Origin of the sequence: Qiania dongpingensis, from assembly GCF_014337195.1 — a bacterium.
In the GTDB taxonomy this organism is placed as follows: Bacteria; Bacillota; Clostridia; order Lachnospirales; family Lachnospiraceae; genus Lientehia; species Lientehia dongpingensis.
In genome coordinates this window covers 340,876-358,905 of sequence record NZ_CP060634.1, presented here as the reverse complement: position 1 = coordinate 358,905, position 18,030 = coordinate 340,876, and the positions used below count along the sequence as shown (strand labels likewise).

General features: G+C 49.6%; 17 protein-coding genes. 16 read left to right on the top strand and 1 reads right to left on the bottom strand.

Going from position 1 to position 18,030, the window contains the following annotated elements:
- Positions 1–49 precede the first annotated feature (49 nt).
- From rnc to hflC, 6 genes are all read left to right on the top strand, one after another.
- On the top strand, positions 50–748 hold the full coding sequence (rnc, locus tag H9Q78_RS01645) for a ribonuclease III (protein ID WP_249303239.1): 699 nt from the start codon (positions 50–52) through the stop codon (positions 746–748).
- 6 nt (positions 749–754) lie between these two features.
- Positions 755–4,309, top strand: coding sequence for a chromosome segregation protein SMC (gene smc, locus H9Q78_RS01640; protein ID WP_249303237.1), 3,555 nt, complete (start codon positions 755–757; stop codon positions 4,307–4,309).
- Positions 4,310–4,396: 87 nt separating this feature from the next.
- A complete protein-coding gene (ftsY, locus tag H9Q78_RS01635; protein ID WP_249303234.1) occupies positions 4,397–5,332 on the top strand; it encodes a signal recognition particle-docking protein FtsY in 936 nt (311 codons plus the stop codon).
- A gap of 31 nt (positions 5,333–5,363) precedes the next feature.
- Entirely contained in the window at positions 5,364–6,590 is a 1,227-nt protein-coding gene (gene ilvA / locus H9Q78_RS01630; protein ID WP_249303228.1) for a threonine ammonia-lyase, read from the top strand.
- A 334-nt stretch (positions 6,591–6,924) separates the two neighbouring features.
- Positions 6,925–8,022, top strand: coding sequence for an FtsH protease activity modulator HflK (gene hflK / locus H9Q78_RS01625; protein WP_249303226.1), 1,098 nt, complete (start codon positions 6,925–6,927; stop codon positions 8,020–8,022).
- 27 nt (positions 8,023–8,049) lie between these two features.
- Complete coding sequence (gene hflC, locus H9Q78_RS01620) at positions 8,050–8,916, top strand: protease modulator HflC (protein WP_249303224.1); 867 nt, start codon at positions 8,050–8,052, stop codon at positions 8,914–8,916.
- Positions 8,917–8,918: 2 nt separating this feature from the next.
- Here hflC and H9Q78_RS01615 read toward each other — a convergent pair whose 3' ends face one another.
- Entirely contained in the window at positions 8,919–10,667 is a 1,749-nt protein-coding gene (locus H9Q78_RS01615; protein ID WP_249303222.1) for an Rqc2 family fibronectin-binding protein, read from the bottom strand.
- 230 nt (positions 10,668–10,897) lie between these two features.
- On the opposite strand from H9Q78_RS01615, the gene H9Q78_RS01610 reads away from it, so the two are divergent.
- From H9Q78_RS01610 to H9Q78_RS01565, 10 genes are all read left to right on the top strand, one after another.
- On the top strand, positions 10,898–11,776 hold the full coding sequence (locus tag H9Q78_RS01610; RefSeq protein ID WP_249303220.1) for a YicC/YloC family endoribonuclease: 879 nt from the start codon (positions 10,898–10,900) through the stop codon (positions 11,774–11,776).
- Positions 11,777–11,790: 14 nt separating this feature from the next.
- Positions 11,791–12,072, top strand: a complete 282-nt coding sequence (locus H9Q78_RS01605) for a DUF370 domain-containing protein (protein ID WP_283245056.1) — start codon at positions 11,791–11,793, stop codon at positions 12,070–12,072.
- Positions 12,065–12,700, top strand: a complete 636-nt coding sequence (gmk, locus tag H9Q78_RS01600; protein WP_249303218.1) for a guanylate kinase — start codon at positions 12,065–12,067, stop codon at positions 12,698–12,700. Before H9Q78_RS01605 ends, gmk begins: the two co-directional genes overlap by 8 nt.
- Positions 12,701–12,958 carry a DNA-directed RNA polymerase subunit omega gene (gene rpoZ, locus H9Q78_RS01595; protein ID WP_147596411.1) on the top strand — a complete coding sequence of 86 codons (258 nt, stop codon included), beginning with the start codon at positions 12,701–12,703 and terminating at the stop codon, positions 12,956–12,958.
- A 94-nt stretch (positions 12,959–13,052) separates the two neighbouring features.
- Positions 13,053–14,396, top strand: a complete 1,344-nt coding sequence (gene rimO / locus H9Q78_RS01590) for a 30S ribosomal protein S12 methylthiotransferase RimO (RefSeq protein ID WP_249303216.1) — start codon at positions 13,053–13,055, stop codon at positions 14,394–14,396.
- Positions 14,380–14,919, top strand: a complete 540-nt coding sequence (gene pgsA / locus H9Q78_RS01585; RefSeq protein ID WP_249304690.1) for a CDP-diacylglycerol--glycerol-3-phosphate 3-phosphatidyltransferase — start codon at positions 14,380–14,382, stop codon at positions 14,917–14,919. Before rimO ends, pgsA begins: the two co-directional genes overlap by 17 nt.
- A gap of 2 nt (positions 14,920–14,921) precedes the next feature.
- A complete protein-coding gene (locus H9Q78_RS01580; protein WP_249303214.1) occupies positions 14,922–16,175 on the top strand; it encodes a competence/damage-inducible protein A in 1,254 nt (417 codons plus the stop codon).
- A 54-nt stretch (positions 16,176–16,229) separates the two neighbouring features.
- Positions 16,230–16,595 carry a hypothetical protein gene (locus H9Q78_RS01575; protein WP_249303213.1) on the top strand — a complete coding sequence of 122 codons (366 nt, stop codon included), beginning with the start codon at positions 16,230–16,232 and terminating at the stop codon, positions 16,593–16,595.
- 16 nt (positions 16,596–16,611) lie between these two features.
- Positions 16,612–17,577, top strand: a complete 966-nt coding sequence (locus tag H9Q78_RS01570; protein ID WP_249303211.1) for a hypothetical protein — start codon at positions 16,612–16,614, stop codon at positions 17,575–17,577.
- A gap of 38 nt (positions 17,578–17,615) precedes the next feature.
- Complete coding sequence (locus H9Q78_RS01565) at positions 17,616–18,020, top strand: GerW family sporulation protein (protein WP_147596406.1); 405 nt, start codon at positions 17,616–17,618, stop codon at positions 18,018–18,020.
- The last annotated feature ends 10 nt before the right edge of the window (positions 18,021–18,030 follow it).

Below are 18,030 nucleotides of genomic sequence, written 5' to 3'. Positions count from 1 at the left end.
GGATTTCGGATGGGGCTTTGCTTTTAGGAATAAGTAAGGGGAAAGAAACATGAATCAGGAATATGTAAAATTAAAAATGCTGGAAGATACGGTCGGCTATGTGTTCCGTGACAAGGAGCTTTTATACCATGCCATGATACACAGCTCCTATACCAATGAGCACCGCATGAAGCGTTCTGAGAATAATGAGCGCCTGGAGTTTTTGGGAGACGCGGTCCTGGAGCTGTCCAGCAGTGATTATCTGTATCGGGAATTTCCGGACAAGCCCGAGGGAGAGATGACTAAGCTGCGCGCCAGCGTCGTATGCGAACCCACCCTGGCGTATTGCGCGAGAACGATCGGACTGGGGCAGTATCTGTTTCTGGGAAAAGGAGAGGACGCTGAAGGGGGCAGACAGAGAGATTCGATTCTTTCGGACGCTTTGGAAGCGCTGATCGGCGCAATCTATCTCGACGGTGGTTTTGCTAATGCAAAGGAGTTTATATTTCGTTTTATCATGAATGATCTGGAGCATAAGAAGCTTTTTTACGATAGCAAGACTATCCTGCAGGAAATGGTGCAGAGCCGGTTTGAGGGAGGCTTGTCTTACGAGCTTCTTGAAGAAAAAGGACCTGACCACTGCAAGGTGTTTCGTGTTCAGGCGGTAATCGCCGGAAATGCGGCCGGAGAAGGAGAGGGACGGACGAAAAAAGCGGCGGAGCAGATGGCAGCATATAAGACCATCCTCATGCTGAGGGAAAAGGAATAAAAATTTATGTTTTTAAAGAGTATTGAGGTGCAGGGATTTAAATCCTTTGCCAATAAAATCCTATTTGAATTCAATGACGGCATCACCGGGATCGTAGGGCCGAATGGGAGCGGAAAGAGCAATGTGGCTGACGCAGTCCGCTGGGTGCTGGGTGAACAAAGTGCGAAGCAGCTCAGAGGGGCCAGCATGCAGGACGTCATATTCTCCGGAACGCAAAACCGGAAGCCACAGGGCTATGCTTATGTGGCGATCACCCTCGACAATTCCGATCACTCCCTCCCCATTGACTACGATGAAGTCACCGTATCCAGACGTGTTTACCGTTCCGGAGAAAGTGAATATCTGCTTAATGGAGCGGCGTGCCGCCTGCGGGATATCAATGAGATGTTTTATGACACCGGTATTGGGAAGGAAGGCTATTCCATCATCGGACAGGGGCAGATCGATAAAATTCTGAGCGGAAAGCCCGAGGACCGGAGAGAGCTTTTTGACGAAGCCGCCGGGATTGTAAAATTCAAAAAAAGAAAGAATATTGCCCAAAAAAAGCTTTTGGATGAACAGCAGAACCTGGTCAGAGTGACCGATATCCTGACCGAGCTGGAAAAACAGGTGGGTCCTTTGGAAGAACAGTCTGGAAAAGCAAAGGAATATCTCAGGCTGAAGGAAGAGCTGAAGAATCTGGACATGCACAGCTTCTTTCTGGAAAGTCAGGCTCAAAAAGAGAAAAAAAAGAGCATAGAGGATAATCTGGCGGCGGTTTCTGCCGATCTTAATGAGAGCCGGAGGTGTTCAGAGGAACTGAAAGGCCGGTATGATGAACTGGCAGAAATTATTTCCCAGGTGGATGAGAAACTGGAGAACAGCCGAACGGCGCTGGGGAACAGCCATCTGGCGTCAGAATCCATGGAAGGCCGCATAAAAGTGCTGGAGGAGCAGATCCATACGGAAGAGGCGAGTGAAGAGCATGTGAAAGCCCGTATGTCGGCTATTTTCCAGGAGCTTTCAGATAAAATGGAGCAAAAAACAGAGTTTACCAGGCAAAAAGGAGAAATCAACGAGATCCTGGATGCTCTGGACGACAGGCAGGGGCTGCTCCGCGAAAAGCTTGAGGAGGATGAAGACAGGATTCATGCGCTGGAATTTGAGATCAGCGCCAAGAAAAACAGCATTTTAGATGCGTTGAATGATAAAGCGTCCTTGGGAGCGAAAAATCAGCGGTTTGTGACCCTGCAGGAGCAGAATCAGGTCAGAAAAAGCGAGCTGAGCCAGAGGCTTCTCAGAGTAAAGAGCGAAGAAGAGGCGCAGAAACAGGTCATAGAGCGGATTAAGGCTCAAATCAAGAAAACGAATGAAGAAATAGACGGACTCACCCGTGAGAACGAGGAAAAAAACCTTGCATATAAGGATGCGCAGGAAAATTTTTATCATGAGAATAAGATACTCAATCAGAAGCAGCAGGAATATCATACGCTTCGAACGAGACTGGAATCCCTCAGGAATCTGGCGGAACGGTATGAAGGATATGGAAACAGCATCCGGAAAGTCATGGAGGTAAAGACCTCCACACCGGGAATCATCGGCGTCGTAGCGGATCTTCTGGAGACGCCTAAGGAATATGAAACAGCCATAGAGACGGCTCTGGGCGGCTCCATTCAGAATGTGGTGACGGACTCTGAGCCGACGGCGAAAAATCTGATTGAGTATCTGAAGAAAAATAAATTTGGCCGGGCGACGTTTCTGCCGTTAACGAGCATCACGGCCCGGGGCGGCTTCCAGAAGAAAGAAGCGCTTGAGGAGCCGGGAGTCATCGGCCTTGCCCATGATCTGGTCAGCGTAAAAGGCGGATATGACAAGCTGGCTGAATACCTGCTGGGCAGGATTCTGGTGGTTGATAACATAGATCACGCCATTGCCCTTGCGAAAAAATTCAAATATTCGCTTCGGATCGTCACTTTAGAAGGAGAGCTTTTGAATGCGGGAGGCTCCATGACTGGAGGCGCTTTCCGCAACAGCAGCAATCTTCTTGGCAGAAAGAGAGAGCTGGAGGAGCTGGAGCACTCCATGAATCAAGTGCTCGCCCAGTATGACAGGGTGCAGGAGAGGGTCACGGCAGTTTCGAAGGAAATGAAGAATCTTCAGGAGGCCATTGAGGCAAATAGAAACACTCTTCAGAAAGCACAGGTGTCGTTGTCCTCTCTCGAGGCAAACCTATTCGGCGCTGGTAAGAAAGCGGAAGAGATTGCCTCGGGATATGAAAGTATTTCGGCAGAAGGAAAGCAGCTTGCGGCCCAGCTTGCGGAGATTGAAGCTGGAAAAGCAGAATTAAAGGCGGAAAGCAAGGACCTGGAATCGAAGAACAGGGAATATGAAAAAGAAATAAAGAAGTTGGAGGCGAGGGCCGAAAAAGAACGGGAAAAGCGGGAAGCCCACAGAGCAGAATTTTCCAAGGCTCAGCTGGAATTTTCCTCCATGTCCCAGAAGGACAGCTTTATTTTGGAGAACATTCTCCGGATCACAGGGGAGGCGGGACGTCTGAAAGAGGAGGAGGCTTCCCTTCGGGAAAGTATGGAGGGCTGCAGAAAAAATGTGGAGGAAAAACGGGCGCAGATTGTATCAATCCGCGGTCAGATAGAGGAAAAGGTGTCAGAGTCTGCTCGCCTGGAGATTTCTATTTCTGAATATACGGCTGAAAAAGAGCGGTATGCGAAAGAGCAGAAAAGCTTTTTTGAAAGAAGAGAGACTCTTTCCAATGAAATCAGCCGGCTGGACAAGGAGGTCTACCGTCTGGAAAGCCAGAAGGAAAAATGTGAGGAATTGATCGAACAGCAGATTCAATATCTCTGGGAGGAATATGAGCTCACGCCTTCTGCTGTTTCCGCCATGTCGTTTGAGGAGGAGCTCGGCCTGACTGCCATACGCAGGCAGGTGGCGGCGCTCAGGCAGGCGATCAAGGAGCTGGGCCCGGTCAACGTAAACGCCATTGAGGACTACAAAGAGATATCGGAGCGGTATTTCTTTATGAAGGGACAGCACGACGATCTGAAAAAAGCAGAGGAAAGCCTGATTCAGATCATCGAAGAGCTGGACAGCGGCATGCGGCGCCAGTTTGAGGAGAAATTCCGGGATATCAGATTGGAATTCGACAGAGTGTTCAGGGAGCTTTTCGGCGGAGGCCAGGGTACTTTGGAGCTGGTGGAAGGAGAGGACCTTCTGGAGGCCGGAATTCAGATCATTGCACAGCCTCCTGGTAAGAAGCTCCAGAATATGATGCAGCTGAGCGGCGGAGAAAAGGCGCTGACGGCGATCAGCCTGCTGTTCGCCATTCAGAACCTGAAGCCGTCCCCGTTCTGTCTGCTGGACGAGATTGAGGCGGCTTTAGACGACAGCAATGTGGGGCGTTACGCAGCCTATCTGGAGAAGCTTAAGAAGCATACACAGTTTATTGTGATAACCCATAGAAGAGGGACTATGCTGATCGCTGACCGGCTGTATGGCATTACCATGCAGGAAAAAGGCGTGTCGACGCTGGTTTCGGTAGACCTTACGGAACAGCCGGCATAACCTGCAGATATGTCAGACTTAGTCTATAGTTATTTGACAGAATAGCAGAAATAGGTGTACATTTAGTATAACGGAGGAGGCGCATATATGAGCCAGGAGAAAAAAGGATTTTTCAGCCGCTTAGTTGCCGGCCTAAGTAAGACCAGGGATAATATCGTCGCGGGGATTGATTCCATCTTCAATGGTTTTTCCGCCATTGACGACGATTTTTACGAAGAGATTGAAGAGACCCTGATCATGGGCGACATTGGAATCCATACGACGGAATCTATCATCCAGGATCTGAAGGCTCAGGTAAAGGAACGGAAGATCAAAGAGCCGTCCGAGTGCAAGGCGCTGCTGATCGATACCATCAAAAAGCAGATGGACCTGGGGGAGAATGCCTACGAATTCGAGAACAGGAAATCGGTGGTGCTGGTGATCGGAGTCAACGGAGTGGGAAAGACTACTTCGGTGGGAAAGCTGGCCGGACAGCTGAAGGAAAAGAAAAAGAAAGTTCTGGTGGCAGCGGCCGATACGTTCCGTGCCGCTGCGATTGAGCAGCTGACGGAATGGGCGGTACGGGCAGGAGTGGATATCATCGCGCAGCAGGAAGGGTCCGATCCGGCGGCTGTGGTCTATGACGCGGTCTCGGCGGCCAAAGCCAGAAACGCGGACGTGCTGATATGTGATACTGCCGGCCGTCTTCACAATAAAAAGAATTTGATGGAGGAGCTTCGGAAAATTCACAGGATCATAGACAAGGAATACCCGGAAGCGTATAAGGAAACGTTAGTGGTCCTGGACGGGACCACAGGGCAGAACGCCCTGGAGCAGGCAAGACAGTTCCGAGAGGTGGCGGATATCACCGGCATCATTTTGACGAAGCTGGACGGTACTGCAAAAGGAGGAATCGCCGTAGCGATACAGGCAGAGCTCGGCATTCCGGTAAAATACATCGGTATCGGCGAACAGATGGACGATCTGCAGAAATTTGATCCGGATGAGTTTGTCAATGCTTTATTCCACGTGGGCCAGTCATAAGAGACGATATATAAAGTGAGGGAAAGGGAAAATGCTGACACTTGAGAAATTTGAAGAGGCGGCGGAGGCCGTCAGCAATGTAACACTGGAGACAAAACTGGTATTTAGTGAGTATTTCAGCGCACAGACCGGAAATAAGGTATATTTCAAGCCGGAAAATCTGCAGTATACGGGAGCCTATAAGGTACGGGGGGCTTATTATAAAATCAGCACGATGACAGAAGAGGAGCGGGCAAAGGGCCTGATCACCGCGTCCGCTGGAAATCATGCCCAGGGAGTGGCTTATGCTGCAAAGAAGTTTGGAGCAAAAGCGGTCGTAGTGATGCCTACCACAACGCCTCTTATGAAGGTGAACAGGACGAAAAGCTATGGCGCTGAGGTCGTGCTCTATGGGGATGTATACGATGAGGCATGTGAATATGCCTATCAGCTGGCAGAGGAGAACGGATACACCTTTATCCATCCCTTCAATGACCTCACCGTGGCGACCGGACAGGGAACCATTGCCATGGAGATCGTCAAGGAACTTCCTACGGTGGACTATATCCTGGTGCCCATCGGCGGCGGCGGACTCTGTACAGGCGTTTCCACGCTTGCAAAGCTTCTGAACCCCAGCATCAAGGTTATCGGTGTGGAACCGGCCGGGGCCAACTGCATGCAGGAATCCCTGCGCCAGGGGAAGGTTGTCACTCTGCCGAAGATAAATACCATTGCGGACGGCACCGCTGTGAAGACACCGGGCGACCTTCTGCTGCCTTATATCCAGGAGAATGTGGACGATATCATAACCGTGGAGGATACGGAGCTTATCGTAGCGTTTCTGGATATGGTGGAGAATCACAAAATGGTGGCGGAAAATTCCGGGCTTTTGACAGTCGCTGCCCTTAAGCATCTGGATGTGAAAAATAAAAAAGTGGTATCCATCATAAGCGGCGGCAACATGGATGTGATCACCATGTCTTCCATCGTACAGCACGGGCTGATCCAGAGGGACCGGATTTTTACCGTGTCCGTACTGCTTCCGGATAAGCCGGGTGAATTAGTGAATGTTTCCTCTGTGATCGCCGGAATGCAGGGAAATGTCATCAAGCTGGAGCATAATCAGTTTGTGAGCATCAACAGGAATGATGCCGTGGAGCTTCGGATCACGCTGGAGGCCTTTGGAACTGAGCATAAGCATCAGATCGTAAATGCTCTGGAGGAAAAGGGATACCGCCCGAAGGTAGTAAAACAGAAGGGGATTTTCCAGGGATCATGATAAAAAAATGTGCTTGAGCATATGGATGCCGTAACGAATTGTTAATAAATATGAAATCCATTTATCGTTGACAAAGCTGCCGCTTCTGTGTATACTATTTCTCAATAAGAGGGAGTAGCTAACATCAGAGAGAAGATGTTCTATCCTGCGTCACGACGGTTAGGGATTAACCCGCAGATAGCTTAATAGCAAGACTTTTATTGCAGCCGGACGGCTGCGGTAAAGGTCTTTTTCTTTTATATGGCAGGAATATCCGGAGAAAGGCCTTGGAAGCTCCGCAGCGGGCTCCGGAAAGTAACTCGGAGGTTATCATCATACACACAGGAGGTTAAGTATGAGAAGCTTTTTTGAAACTTATTTTAACAAAGGTCCGAAGGTGGTAGAACCAGATTCCGACGGCCCGAAAAAATCAGGAAAAGGGAAAAAAGTCCTGAAGCATGGAAAACGGATATCGGTCATCCTGCTGGCCGCAGTGGCGGTGGTCGTGCTGGCATTTAATTCTACTTATACCATCAACGAACAGGAACAGGCGGTGGTCACAACCTTTGGAGTCGCCAAATCTGTAAAGGAATCCGGACTGCATTTTAAGGTTCCATTCGTACAGCAGGTGAAGAAGGTGGACACCACCATTCAGGGATTTTCCGTAGGATTTGACAGCGAAGGGCAGGCGGTGACCGAAGAGGCGGTGATGATCACCTCCGACTTCAATTTTGTGGATATAGATTTTTATGTGGAGTACCGTGTATCGGATCCGGTGAAAGCCGTGTTCGCTTCTGAAAAGCCGGTGGAGGTCCTTAGAAATCTGGCCCAGAGCTGCATCAGGAGCGTGGTGAGTAACTACGATGTGGATAGTGTCCTGACGACAGGGAAAAATGAGATTCAGTCCAGGATAAAAGAGCTGCTGCTGGAGCAGCTGGAACAGAAGGATATCGGTCTTCAGCTGGTGAATATCACCATACAGGATTCCGAACCTCCCACGCTTGAGGTGCTGGAGGCATTTAAGGACGTGGAGACTGCAAAGCAGGGGAAGGAAACTTCCATAAACAATGCAAATAAGTACCGGAATGAAAAGCTTCCCAAGGCAGAGGCGGATGTGGATCAGATTCTGCAGGAAGCCGAATCTACCAAGACGAAACGTATCAATGAAGCTTACGCGGATGTATCGATGTTCAGCGCCCAGTATGAAGAATACGTAAAGAATCCGCTGGTCACGAAACAGAGGATGTTTTATGAAACGATGGAGGCGGTGCTTCCCAACCTGAAAGTCATCATCGACGGGACCGACAGCACCAGCACCATGCTGATGGATCAGCTGTCCGGCGGAGCGACGGTAAACCAGGCCGCAGCGGCAGGAAGCGCTGCTGGGAGCGGCACAGGCTCTTCGGGAACTGACGCGGGCGCCTCGGGCTCAGATGCCGGCACGGCGAATTGATCGGGAAAGGATTAGGAGGACAGAATCATGAAGAAAAAATTAATAGCAGTTGTTCTCGGGATTTTTGCGGTGGTCCTTTTGGCGTTATCCATCGTGATAACGAAGGAGAATGAATACAGTCTGATACGCCGCTTTGGAAAAGTGGACAGAATCATAGCGGATGCCGGGATAACATTCAAGATTCCCTTTTTGGAATCCGCAGATAAGATTCCCAATCAGCTGCTTCTCTATGATCTGCCGGAATCGGATGTGATCACCATGGATAAAAAGACCATGATCGCAGACAGCTATGTTCTCTGGAAAGTGACAGACCCCCTGAAGTTTGCGAAGACACTGAATTCGTCTCAGACCAGCGCGGAACAGAGGATTGATGCGGCAGTATATAATTCCACCAAGAACGTCATCAGCAATATGACGCAGAATGATGTGATCGCGGCCAGGGACGGTGAGCTTCAGGAGGCAATCCAAGCAGGAATGGGAGAGTCTATGGATTCCTATGGAATAGAGCTTCAGACCATCGAATTAAAGCAGCTGGACCTTCCGGAGGACAATAAAGAGGCTGTTTATGAAAGGATGATCTCTGAACGGGGAAAAATCGCGGCGACTTATCAGGCGGAAGGCGATTCAGAAGCGCAGAAAATCCGGAATACTACGGATAAAGAAGTGGAGATCATGCTGTCAGATGCAAAGGCACAGGCGGCAGGGATCATCGCAGAAGGAGAATCCGAGTACATGAAGATACTGGCAGACGCTTATTCCGACGAGAACAAAGCAGATTTTTATGCTTACGTCCGTTCTCTGGATGCTGCAAAGGCCTCATTGACCGGTGGGAATAATACGCTGATCCTTCCCAAGGATTCTCCCATAGCAGAAATATTTATGAATCAGGGTTAAGACTATTTCACTTCCGTTAGGCCTGAGATATCCGGATCGGCTATCATGGAGTAATTGGTGTGGTAAATGACAAAGCCCGGCTTTGCGCCGCTTACCTTTTTTACCTGCTTTTTTTCCACGTAGTCGATTTCCACCTTGTCATTCTCACGGCCTTTGGAATAATATGCGGCCAGGCGGGCGGCTTCCTCGTACAGACGGTCGGGAAGCTCCTCCCTGGCTTTTCCTTCGGCTTTGACGATGACGTGGGAACCGGGTATGCCTTTGGCATGGAACCACCAGTCGCTCCCGGACGCGAAGTGAAAGGTCAGCTCCTCGTTCTGCAGGTTATTTTTTCCGACATAGATATGGTAGCCGTCTGAAGAAAGATAATGAAGCGGGATACTGGTGATCTTCGCTTTTTTATCCTTCGGGCCCCGCTTGCGGATATAGCCGGATTCCCGGAGTTCTTCCTTGATCTGGGTGAGATCTTCTTCTGTCCTGGCGATATCCAATGCAGAGGAGACGGATTCCAGATAATCGATTTCTTCTTTTGTCTCCTTTGTGAGTTCCGTGAGGGCTTCAAAGGTGCGTTTCAGTTTTCCGTATCTGTCAAAATATCGTTTGGCATTCTCCTGAGGGGTCATGGTATCGTCCAAAGGAATCTTGACCGTCTCGCCGGAATAATAATTGAGGGCCTCCAGGACTTTTGCGCCGGATTCCAGTTCATAGCCGTAGGTATTGATGAGTTCGCCGTAAATACGGAATTTGTCCCGCTTTTCTGTGTCCTTCAGCTGGCGGAGCTGCAGATCGTATTTTTTCCGGTTCCGCTCCAGGGCTGTCTGGACGATCCGGCGAAGGTCCACAGATTTCTGCCGGATACGGGTCACTGTTTCGCGGGAAGCGTAATAAGATTCCAGGACCTCACTGATGGAATCAAAGGTTTTCTGTTCGTAAGCCGCCAGATGTGTGAGCGGAAGGGCTGAAAATTCCACAGGGAGCCTGCCGTCATATGCGATACAGGGGGTAAAGCGCCCGCTTTTCACATCCTCCATAAAGGCTCGGAAGATTCCGAACAGATGGGTCAGCTCCAGACTGGATAAAGTATTGATGGGCCGCGAGCTGTCCAGAGAAGCGGCGTAGCAGATTTCCTCCGCCATTACGGGACTCAGTCCGGTGTACCCGGTATAAAGAGCCTTTGAGATCGGCATGGGTTTTGCGGCGGCGCCTGAGAAAAAGCTCTCTTCGGAAAGGGACAGGGGATTTTCTTTTTTCATGGTGTCGGGAATAAAATAAGGCCGGCCGGGAAGCACTTCCCGGACGGAGCTTACGGAGAGTGGAATATGCTTTATGCTGTCAATGATGGTATCACTGCTGTCGCAGAAGATCAGGTTGCTGTGTTTTCCCATGAATTCCGCGACCAGCCTTTTCCGGCACAAGTCCCCCATTTCATCCAGATGTTCGATTTCCAGCTCCAGAATCCGTTCCAGTCCAGGCTGTGTCACGGAAAGGATGCGCCCCCCTCCGATATGCTTGCGGAGAAGCATGCAAAAATTGGGGGCCGTCATGGGACTCTGCTTGTTCTGTTCGGTGAAGTAGACGAGGGGGAGGCTGGCTCCCGCCGAAAGGAAGAGCTTCCAGGTGTCTTTTTGGTTTTTTATGGTGAGCATCAGGGCGTCTGCCTCCGGCTGGGCGATTTTTGTGATTCGCCCTCCTGTGATGCGTTCCTTCATTTCTTTTGCCATACAGGCGATTACGATTCCGTCCAGTGCCATATGAGTCATACCTCCACATAATGATATCCCCTATTTTATCACAAGTGGAGTTAGGGGGCCAGAGAAATTTCCTTAGGCTCCGGCTCCTAAAATGACCGGGGGCTTTGGAGGCCATTTCTCATTGACTTGTATCAGGGAATGAATTATAATAAATTAGATTATGTGCAAATGCAGGACATCAAATAATCGGAGCAGGAAACGGCCCCGGTAATTGGAAGGACAAAGAGACAATGGTTAAGAGCATGACAGGCTTCGGCAGATGCGAGGCGTCCAATGAAGATTATAAGATCTCGGTGGAGATGAAATCGGTCAATCACCGTTATCTGGATTTGGGCATTAAGATGCCGAAGAAATTCGGAGCCTTTGAGGCGGATATCAGAAGCCTTTTGAAAAGCGGCATCCAAAGGGGCAAGGTGGATATCTATGTCTCTTGTGAGACATTCTCGGATAAGGCTGTGAGACTCAATTACAATGAGGCGCTGGCCAGAGAATACATGGATATTTTTTCCAAGATGAGCGATCAGTTCTCCATCGAGAATGATGTGAGGGTATCCTCTCTTTCTCGTTTCCCGGAGGTCATCACCGCGGAACAGTCGGAGGAGGACGAAGAGGAGCTTTGGCAGCTTTTAAAGGAAGCGCTTTTAGGAGCTCTGGAAAAGTTTGTGGAGCAGCGGACGGAGGAAGGCGGACATCTCAGGGAAGACCTCTGCGAGAAGCTGGATACCATGGCCGGATGGGTCGGAGAGATAGAGAAGCGTTCTCCTCAGATCATCCAGGAATACAGGAAAAAAGTAGAAGACAAGGTAAAAGAGCTTCTTGAGGGCAGCGGCATCGACGAGAACCGAATTGCCGCGGAGGTCACTTTGTTTGCGGATAAAATCTGCGTGGATGAAGAGACGGTACGCCTTATGAGTCATATTAAGACCATGAAGGACTCTCTCATGAAGGGCGGGGCCGTAGGAAGGAAGCTGGATTTCATTGCCCAGGAGATGAACCGGGAAGCGAATACGATTCTTTCCAAAGCAAATGACATGGAGATTTCCGGGACGGCCATAGATTTAAAGACAGAGATAGAAAAAGTAAGGGAACAGATTCAAAATATTGAGTAGACATGGTGATTACAGTGGGAAAGCTGATTAATATCGGATACGGCAATGTGGTCCATACAGAAAAGGTGCTGGCTGTGGTCAGCCCGGATTCCGCGCCGGGAAAACGTCTGATCCAGGCCGCCAGAGATGAAGGGCGGAGCATCGACGCCACGCAGGGACGAAAGACCAAAGGTCTCATTGTGATGGACAACGGATATGTGGTGCTGTCGGCGCTGCTGCCGGAGACGATTGCCGGCAGGTTCAACGAATCCGGGATTTCGGACAGAATTTCAGATAAGGAGGGAGACTGTGAGTAAAGAAGGGCTTATTCTCGTGGTTTCCGGCTTTTCGGGTGTCGGGAAGGGCACTGTAGTGAAGCGTCTTTTAGAGAAATATGATAATTACGCGCTGTCTGTCTCGGCCACGACCAGGGCGCCCCGGGAGGGGGAGACGAACGGAAAAGAATATTTTTTCGTGAGTGAGGAAGAATTCTCTGCGATGGCAGAAAGCGGACAGTTAATTGAATACGCAGGATATGTGGGTCACCATTACGGCACTCCCAGGGAGTATGTCCAAAACCGCCTGGAGGCAGGTGTGGATATTATTCTGGAGATAGAGATACAGGGAGCCCTGAATGTAAAACGTCAGTATCCCGATGCCGTACTGGTCTTTGTGATTCCGCCTGATGCGGCCACGCTTAAGAGACGTCTGGTCGGCCGGGGCACGGAGACGCTTCCGGTGATAGAGGAACGCCTGAAACGCGCGGTGGAAGAATCGGAGGGGATGGAGCGGTACGATTATCTGCTCGTCAACGACGACCTGGAAACTTGCGTGGAGGAGCTTCATCAGATCATGATCTGTGAGCATCGGAAGGCCGGACTTAACCAGGAACTCATCGATTGTATCAGGGACGACCTGAAAAGATTTGTGAAAGGAGAAAGATAGATGTTACATCCGTCATATTCAGATTTGATAAATGTTGTGAACAGTGAGGTGGAGCCGGGCGAGCACCCGATTATCCAAAGCCGTTATTCCATTGTGATCGCCACGGCAAAAAGGGCGAGACAGCTGATCGCAGGAGAAGAGCCTCTTGTGGAGACCACGTCCCACAAGCCGCTGTCTATCGCGGTCGAGGAGCTGCACCAGACCAAGGTCAAAATCGTCGGTGAAGACGATATCCCTGAGGATGAGATCGAGGAATGACAGACGCAGGCAGGCAGTCCATGCCTGCTTGATTTGCTTTCCCAATCGGGGATGTGTCTAAGGGAAGGAAACGAAGAAAAGGAATGAAGTCAATATGAAAATACTGTTTGTATCCCTGGGTTGTGATAAAAATCTGGTGGATTCTGAAGTGATGCTGGGATTTCTTGGCAGAGCTGGATATCAGTTTACCGACGACGAGTCGGAGGCGGATATTATTGTGGTAAATACCTGCTGCTTTATCGGCGATGCAAAAGAGGAGAGCATCAGCACCCTTTTAGAGATGGCAAAACAGAAGGAGACAGGCCGCTGCAAAGTACTGATCGCTGCCGGCTGTCTGGCGCAGCGCTATAAGCGCGAGGTCCTGGAAGAAATTCCGGAGGTGGACGGCATCTTAGGTACGGCATCCTGCGATAAGATCACGGAAGTGGTGGAGGAAACTCTGGAAGGGAAGAAGTGCGAAGAATTCGAAAGTCTTGACAGGCAGAGGACGGAGGAAGAGGGGCGTGTTGTCACAACAGGAGGGCATTATGCGTATCTTAAGATCGCGGAGGGCTGTGACAAACACTGTACCTATTGTGTGATTCCCAGCGTCCGAGGCAGATACAGGAGCGTTCCGCTTGATGAGCTTGTAAAAGAAGTGGAACAATTGTCGGAAGGAGGCGTCCGGGAGCTGATCTTGGTTGCTCAGGAGACGACCCTCTATGGCGTGGACTTATACGGAAAGAAGATGCTCCCGGTGCTGCTGAAAAAGCTGGCTTTCATATCCGGCATCCATTGGATACGTCTCCTTTACTGTTATCCCGAGGAGATTACCGATGAGCTGATAGAAGTGGTAAAAACGGAAGAGAAGATATGCCATTACATGGACATTCCCATTCAGCACGCCAGTGACCGGATATTGAAGCGGATGGGCAGAAAGACTGACCGGCAGGAGATCACAAAGCGCATCTGCCGTCTGAGAGAAGAGATACCGGACATAGCCATACGGACCACGATGATCACCGGATTTCCCGGTGAGACCGAGGAAGATATGGAGGAACTTCTGGATTTTGTAGATGAGATGGAATTTGACCGTCTTGGCGTATTCCCTTATTCCCAGGAGGAAGATACGCCGGCCGCCGTCATGGACGGACAGGTGCCGGAGGAAGTGAAAAATGAACGCCGGAATCAGGTCATGGAGCTTCAGCAGGAAATCGCCTTTGCTCACGGAGAAGAGATGGTCGGCGAAGTGCTGGAGGTATTCATAGAAGGAAAGGTTGCAGACGAAAGTGCTTATGTGGGGAGGACTTATATGGATGCGCCGGGAGTTGACGGATATATATTTGTGAACACGGAGCTGGAGCTGATGAGCGGGATGTTCGTTCGCGTGAAAGTGACCGGGGCTGTGGACTATGATCTGATAGGAGAGTTGATAGATGAAGATGAATTTACCGAATAAGCTGACGATACTCCGTGTGCTGATGATTCCATTCTTTGTATTTTTTATGCTGGCAGATTTTTTCGGGTATCCAGGCAGGATCATTGCTCTTGTTTTATTCTGCGCGGCCAGCTTTACTGATTTCCTGGACGGCTTTATTGCCAGGAAATATCATCTGGTATCGAATTTTGGAAAGTTCATGGATCCCCTGGCTGACAAGCTTCTTGTCTGTTCTGCCCTTATCTGCTTCGTGGAAAGAGGGGAGCTGGCAGCCTGGATCGTCATCATCATCATGGCGAGGGAATTCATCATAAGCGGATTCCGCTTGGTTGCGTCGGATAACGGCGTGGTGATTGCGGCCAACATGTGGGGCAAGTTTAAAACGGTATCTCAGATGATCATGATCATACTGATCATACTGAATATAAAGAGCCTATATATCCTGACGCAGATATTCATATATCTGGCGCTTGCACTGACCATTATTTCTCTTGTGGATTATATTCGGAAAAATATTGACGTACTGAAAGAGGGAGGAGCCTGAACATGGTTGTAGAAATTCTTGCTGTCGGAACAGAGCTTTTGCTGGGGAATATTGCCAATACCAACGCCCAGTACCTGTCACAAAAGTGCGCGACCCTTGGATTGTCTGTATATCATCACACGGTTGTGGGTGATAATGAAAAACGGATGACAGATGCCATCAAGCGCGCCATGAAACGTTCAGATATCATCATCCTGACCGGCGGGCTCGGGCCCACGGAAGACGACATTACAAAAGAGGTCTGTTCCAAGGTGATGGGATTTGAACTTGTGGAGGATGCTCATACAAAGAAACGGATCGCAGAACATTTCAAAGCCTCTGGAAGAAAGAATGTGACGGAAAATAACTGGAAGCAGGCGGTTGTACCCCAGGGTGCCAAGGTCCTGGATAATCATAATGGTACGGCTCCCGGGCTCATCCTGGAAGCCGAGGGAAAGACCGCGATACTTCTTCCGGGACCGCCCAATGAGCTGAAGCCTCTGTTCGCAGAGCAGGTGGCGCCATATCTGAGGAGTATCCAGCCGGAGACCATATGTTCTCAGATTGTGAAGGTATGCGGCATTGGTGAGAGCAGAGCGGAAACGATGGTGCTGGATATGATTGACGCCCAGACGAACCCGACCATCGCCACCTATGCAAAGACCGGAGAAGTGCATCTTCGTGTGACGGCAAAAGCGGAGAACGAGGAACAGGCCAAGAAGCTTTTAAAGCCCGTGGTCAAGGAACTGAAGAAACGTTTTGATATAAATGTTTATACAACGAATGAGGATGAGAACCTGGAAGACGTGGTAGTCAAGCTCATGAAAAAGCACGGGCTGACCGTAACTACGGCGGAATCCATGACCGGAGGAATGCTGGCAGGAAAGATCATCAATGTGGCCGGGGCGTCGGAATGCTTTAAAGAAGGTTTTATCACTTATTCCAACAAAGCGAAGAAAAAAACGCTGGACGTGAGCAAGGCAACTTTGAAAAAATATGGCGCCGTCAGTGAACAGACGGCAAAGGAGATGGCAAAAGGAGGCGTTTTTGCCACAGATTCTGATATCTGTGTGGCGGTGACCGGCTTTGCCGGCCCTGAGAATACGGCAGAGGAACCGAAGGGGCTGGTGTATATTTCCTGCTATATTAAAGATAAGGTTTTTGTGAAGGAATTTCATTTTACGGGAAACCGGATGAAGATTCGGGAGCAGGCTGTCGTGCAGGCTCTGGACCTGCTCCGCAGGTGTATCATCGAAAACTATAAGAGTGAAAAATAGACTGGCGGGATGATGGCAGGTATCTGGGAATTCCGTCTGTCCGGAGAGAAAAATATGAAGTGGTACCGGCAGCTGTATCTGAGTGAGAAGGCCAGGGAACAGAGAAAAACAATGATAAAGAAATTTAAGGATGGAGCCCTCCATCCCAGATTGTATGTGATAGCGCTGCCTTCCAACAAGGAGAATCTGCTGGATATCCTGCCTCAGCCGGTGCTCCTCCAGGAGCATTATAAAAAAGCCGGGATATCCGTGGTGGGAATCGCGTGCAGCAAACAGGAAGCCATGGAGCTTTCCGGAATGATTGTTATGGATGCTTATCGGGCCACCGGATCGACAGATGTGGAATCGTATTTGGGAGACGATTTTGGCTCTGTTCCTGAAGAGGGATTCGATGGAAAAGAGAGGTACAGAGAATGGTGAGTGAGGATGTGATGCGGTGCTTTCTATCATATGGGGCGTTCTGAAAGTCATTGGGATAGTGATTCTGGCTGTCCTGGGTATTTTGCTCGCCTTGATCCTGATCGTATTATTTGTGCCTCTCCGATATGAAGGAAGGACAGCAGGGCGGTTTTCTGCGGGAGAAACGGTTGACGGAGATCCGGAAGGCGGGATGGCGTATTGCGCCAGGTTTCGGGTGTCGTGGCTTTTACGGATCGTGACAGTGAGAATCCAGGCGGATGAAAAAGGCGTCAAGTATAAAATCAAGCTGTTTGGCGTTCCGATACGGAGCAGCAGGAAAAAGGAAACAGCCGGTGAGGAGTTCCGAAGAGAATCCATTCATGTATCCATGCCGGATGAAACTGCCGGGCAGCGCCGGTACGGAAATTCAGAAGAGCTGGAGGAACCGCTGACGGCACAGTCCCTGGGAAATGAAATAAGGGAAGAAGAGGAAAGAGGATTTTTCCGGAGGTTTGCCGCCAGAGTGATTTGTTTTTTCCGGAGGCTGGCCGAAAAAATTAAGTATTTTTTCCGAAGGATTCAATATACTTATGGAAAATTCCGTGATAAGATAAAAAAGGCGGGAGAGAAGTTCCATCTGGTCCGGGATTTTCTTGAGGATAAAGAGAATAAAGAGATGTTTCATTTTCTCTTGGCAAAGGGAAAAAAGGCGTTTAAGCATATTTTTCCCAGAAAACTCTCGGGGAGTGTGGCTTTCAGCCTGGAGGATCCTGCGGCGACTGGAAAGGTCCTGATGGGATTGGGATTCCTGTATCCGCTTTTAAAGGACCGGATTCGGGTGACACCGCTTTTTGAAAACAGGAATCATGTGTCGGGGGAACTTTATTTTAAAGGCAGAATAAGAGCCTTTTCTTTGCTCATAATAGCAATGAGGGTGTGGTTCAACAAAAAATTCAGGGCTTTCATGAAACGGGGACAGAAGCTTAGGGAGAATCTAGGCTGACCGGCAGACGGAACAGATTGGAATAAGGAGGAATATTTATGTCAGCAGATAAAGAAAAGAATACATTTGGAAATACTGTGGAAAATCTGTTCAAAGGAATGGACGGCTTTATCACCACAAAAACGGTGGTGGGGGACGCCATCCATCTGGACGATACGATCATCCTTCCTCTGGTAGACGTATCCTTTGGCGTCGGCGCGGGGGCCTTTGCCGGAGACAGTAAAAATAACAGTGCGGGCGGTATGACTGGAAAGATCACTCCCAGCGCGGTGCTCGTCATTCAGAACGGACATTCTAAGCTGGTCAACGTAAAGAATCAGGACAGTGTGACAAAGATACTGGATATGGTGCCTGATTTTATCAATAAATTCACAAAATCGGATAAAAAGGAAAAGGATATGGACGTGGACATTCCGGATGATGCCTTTGATTCTGCAGAATAAAAACGGGCCT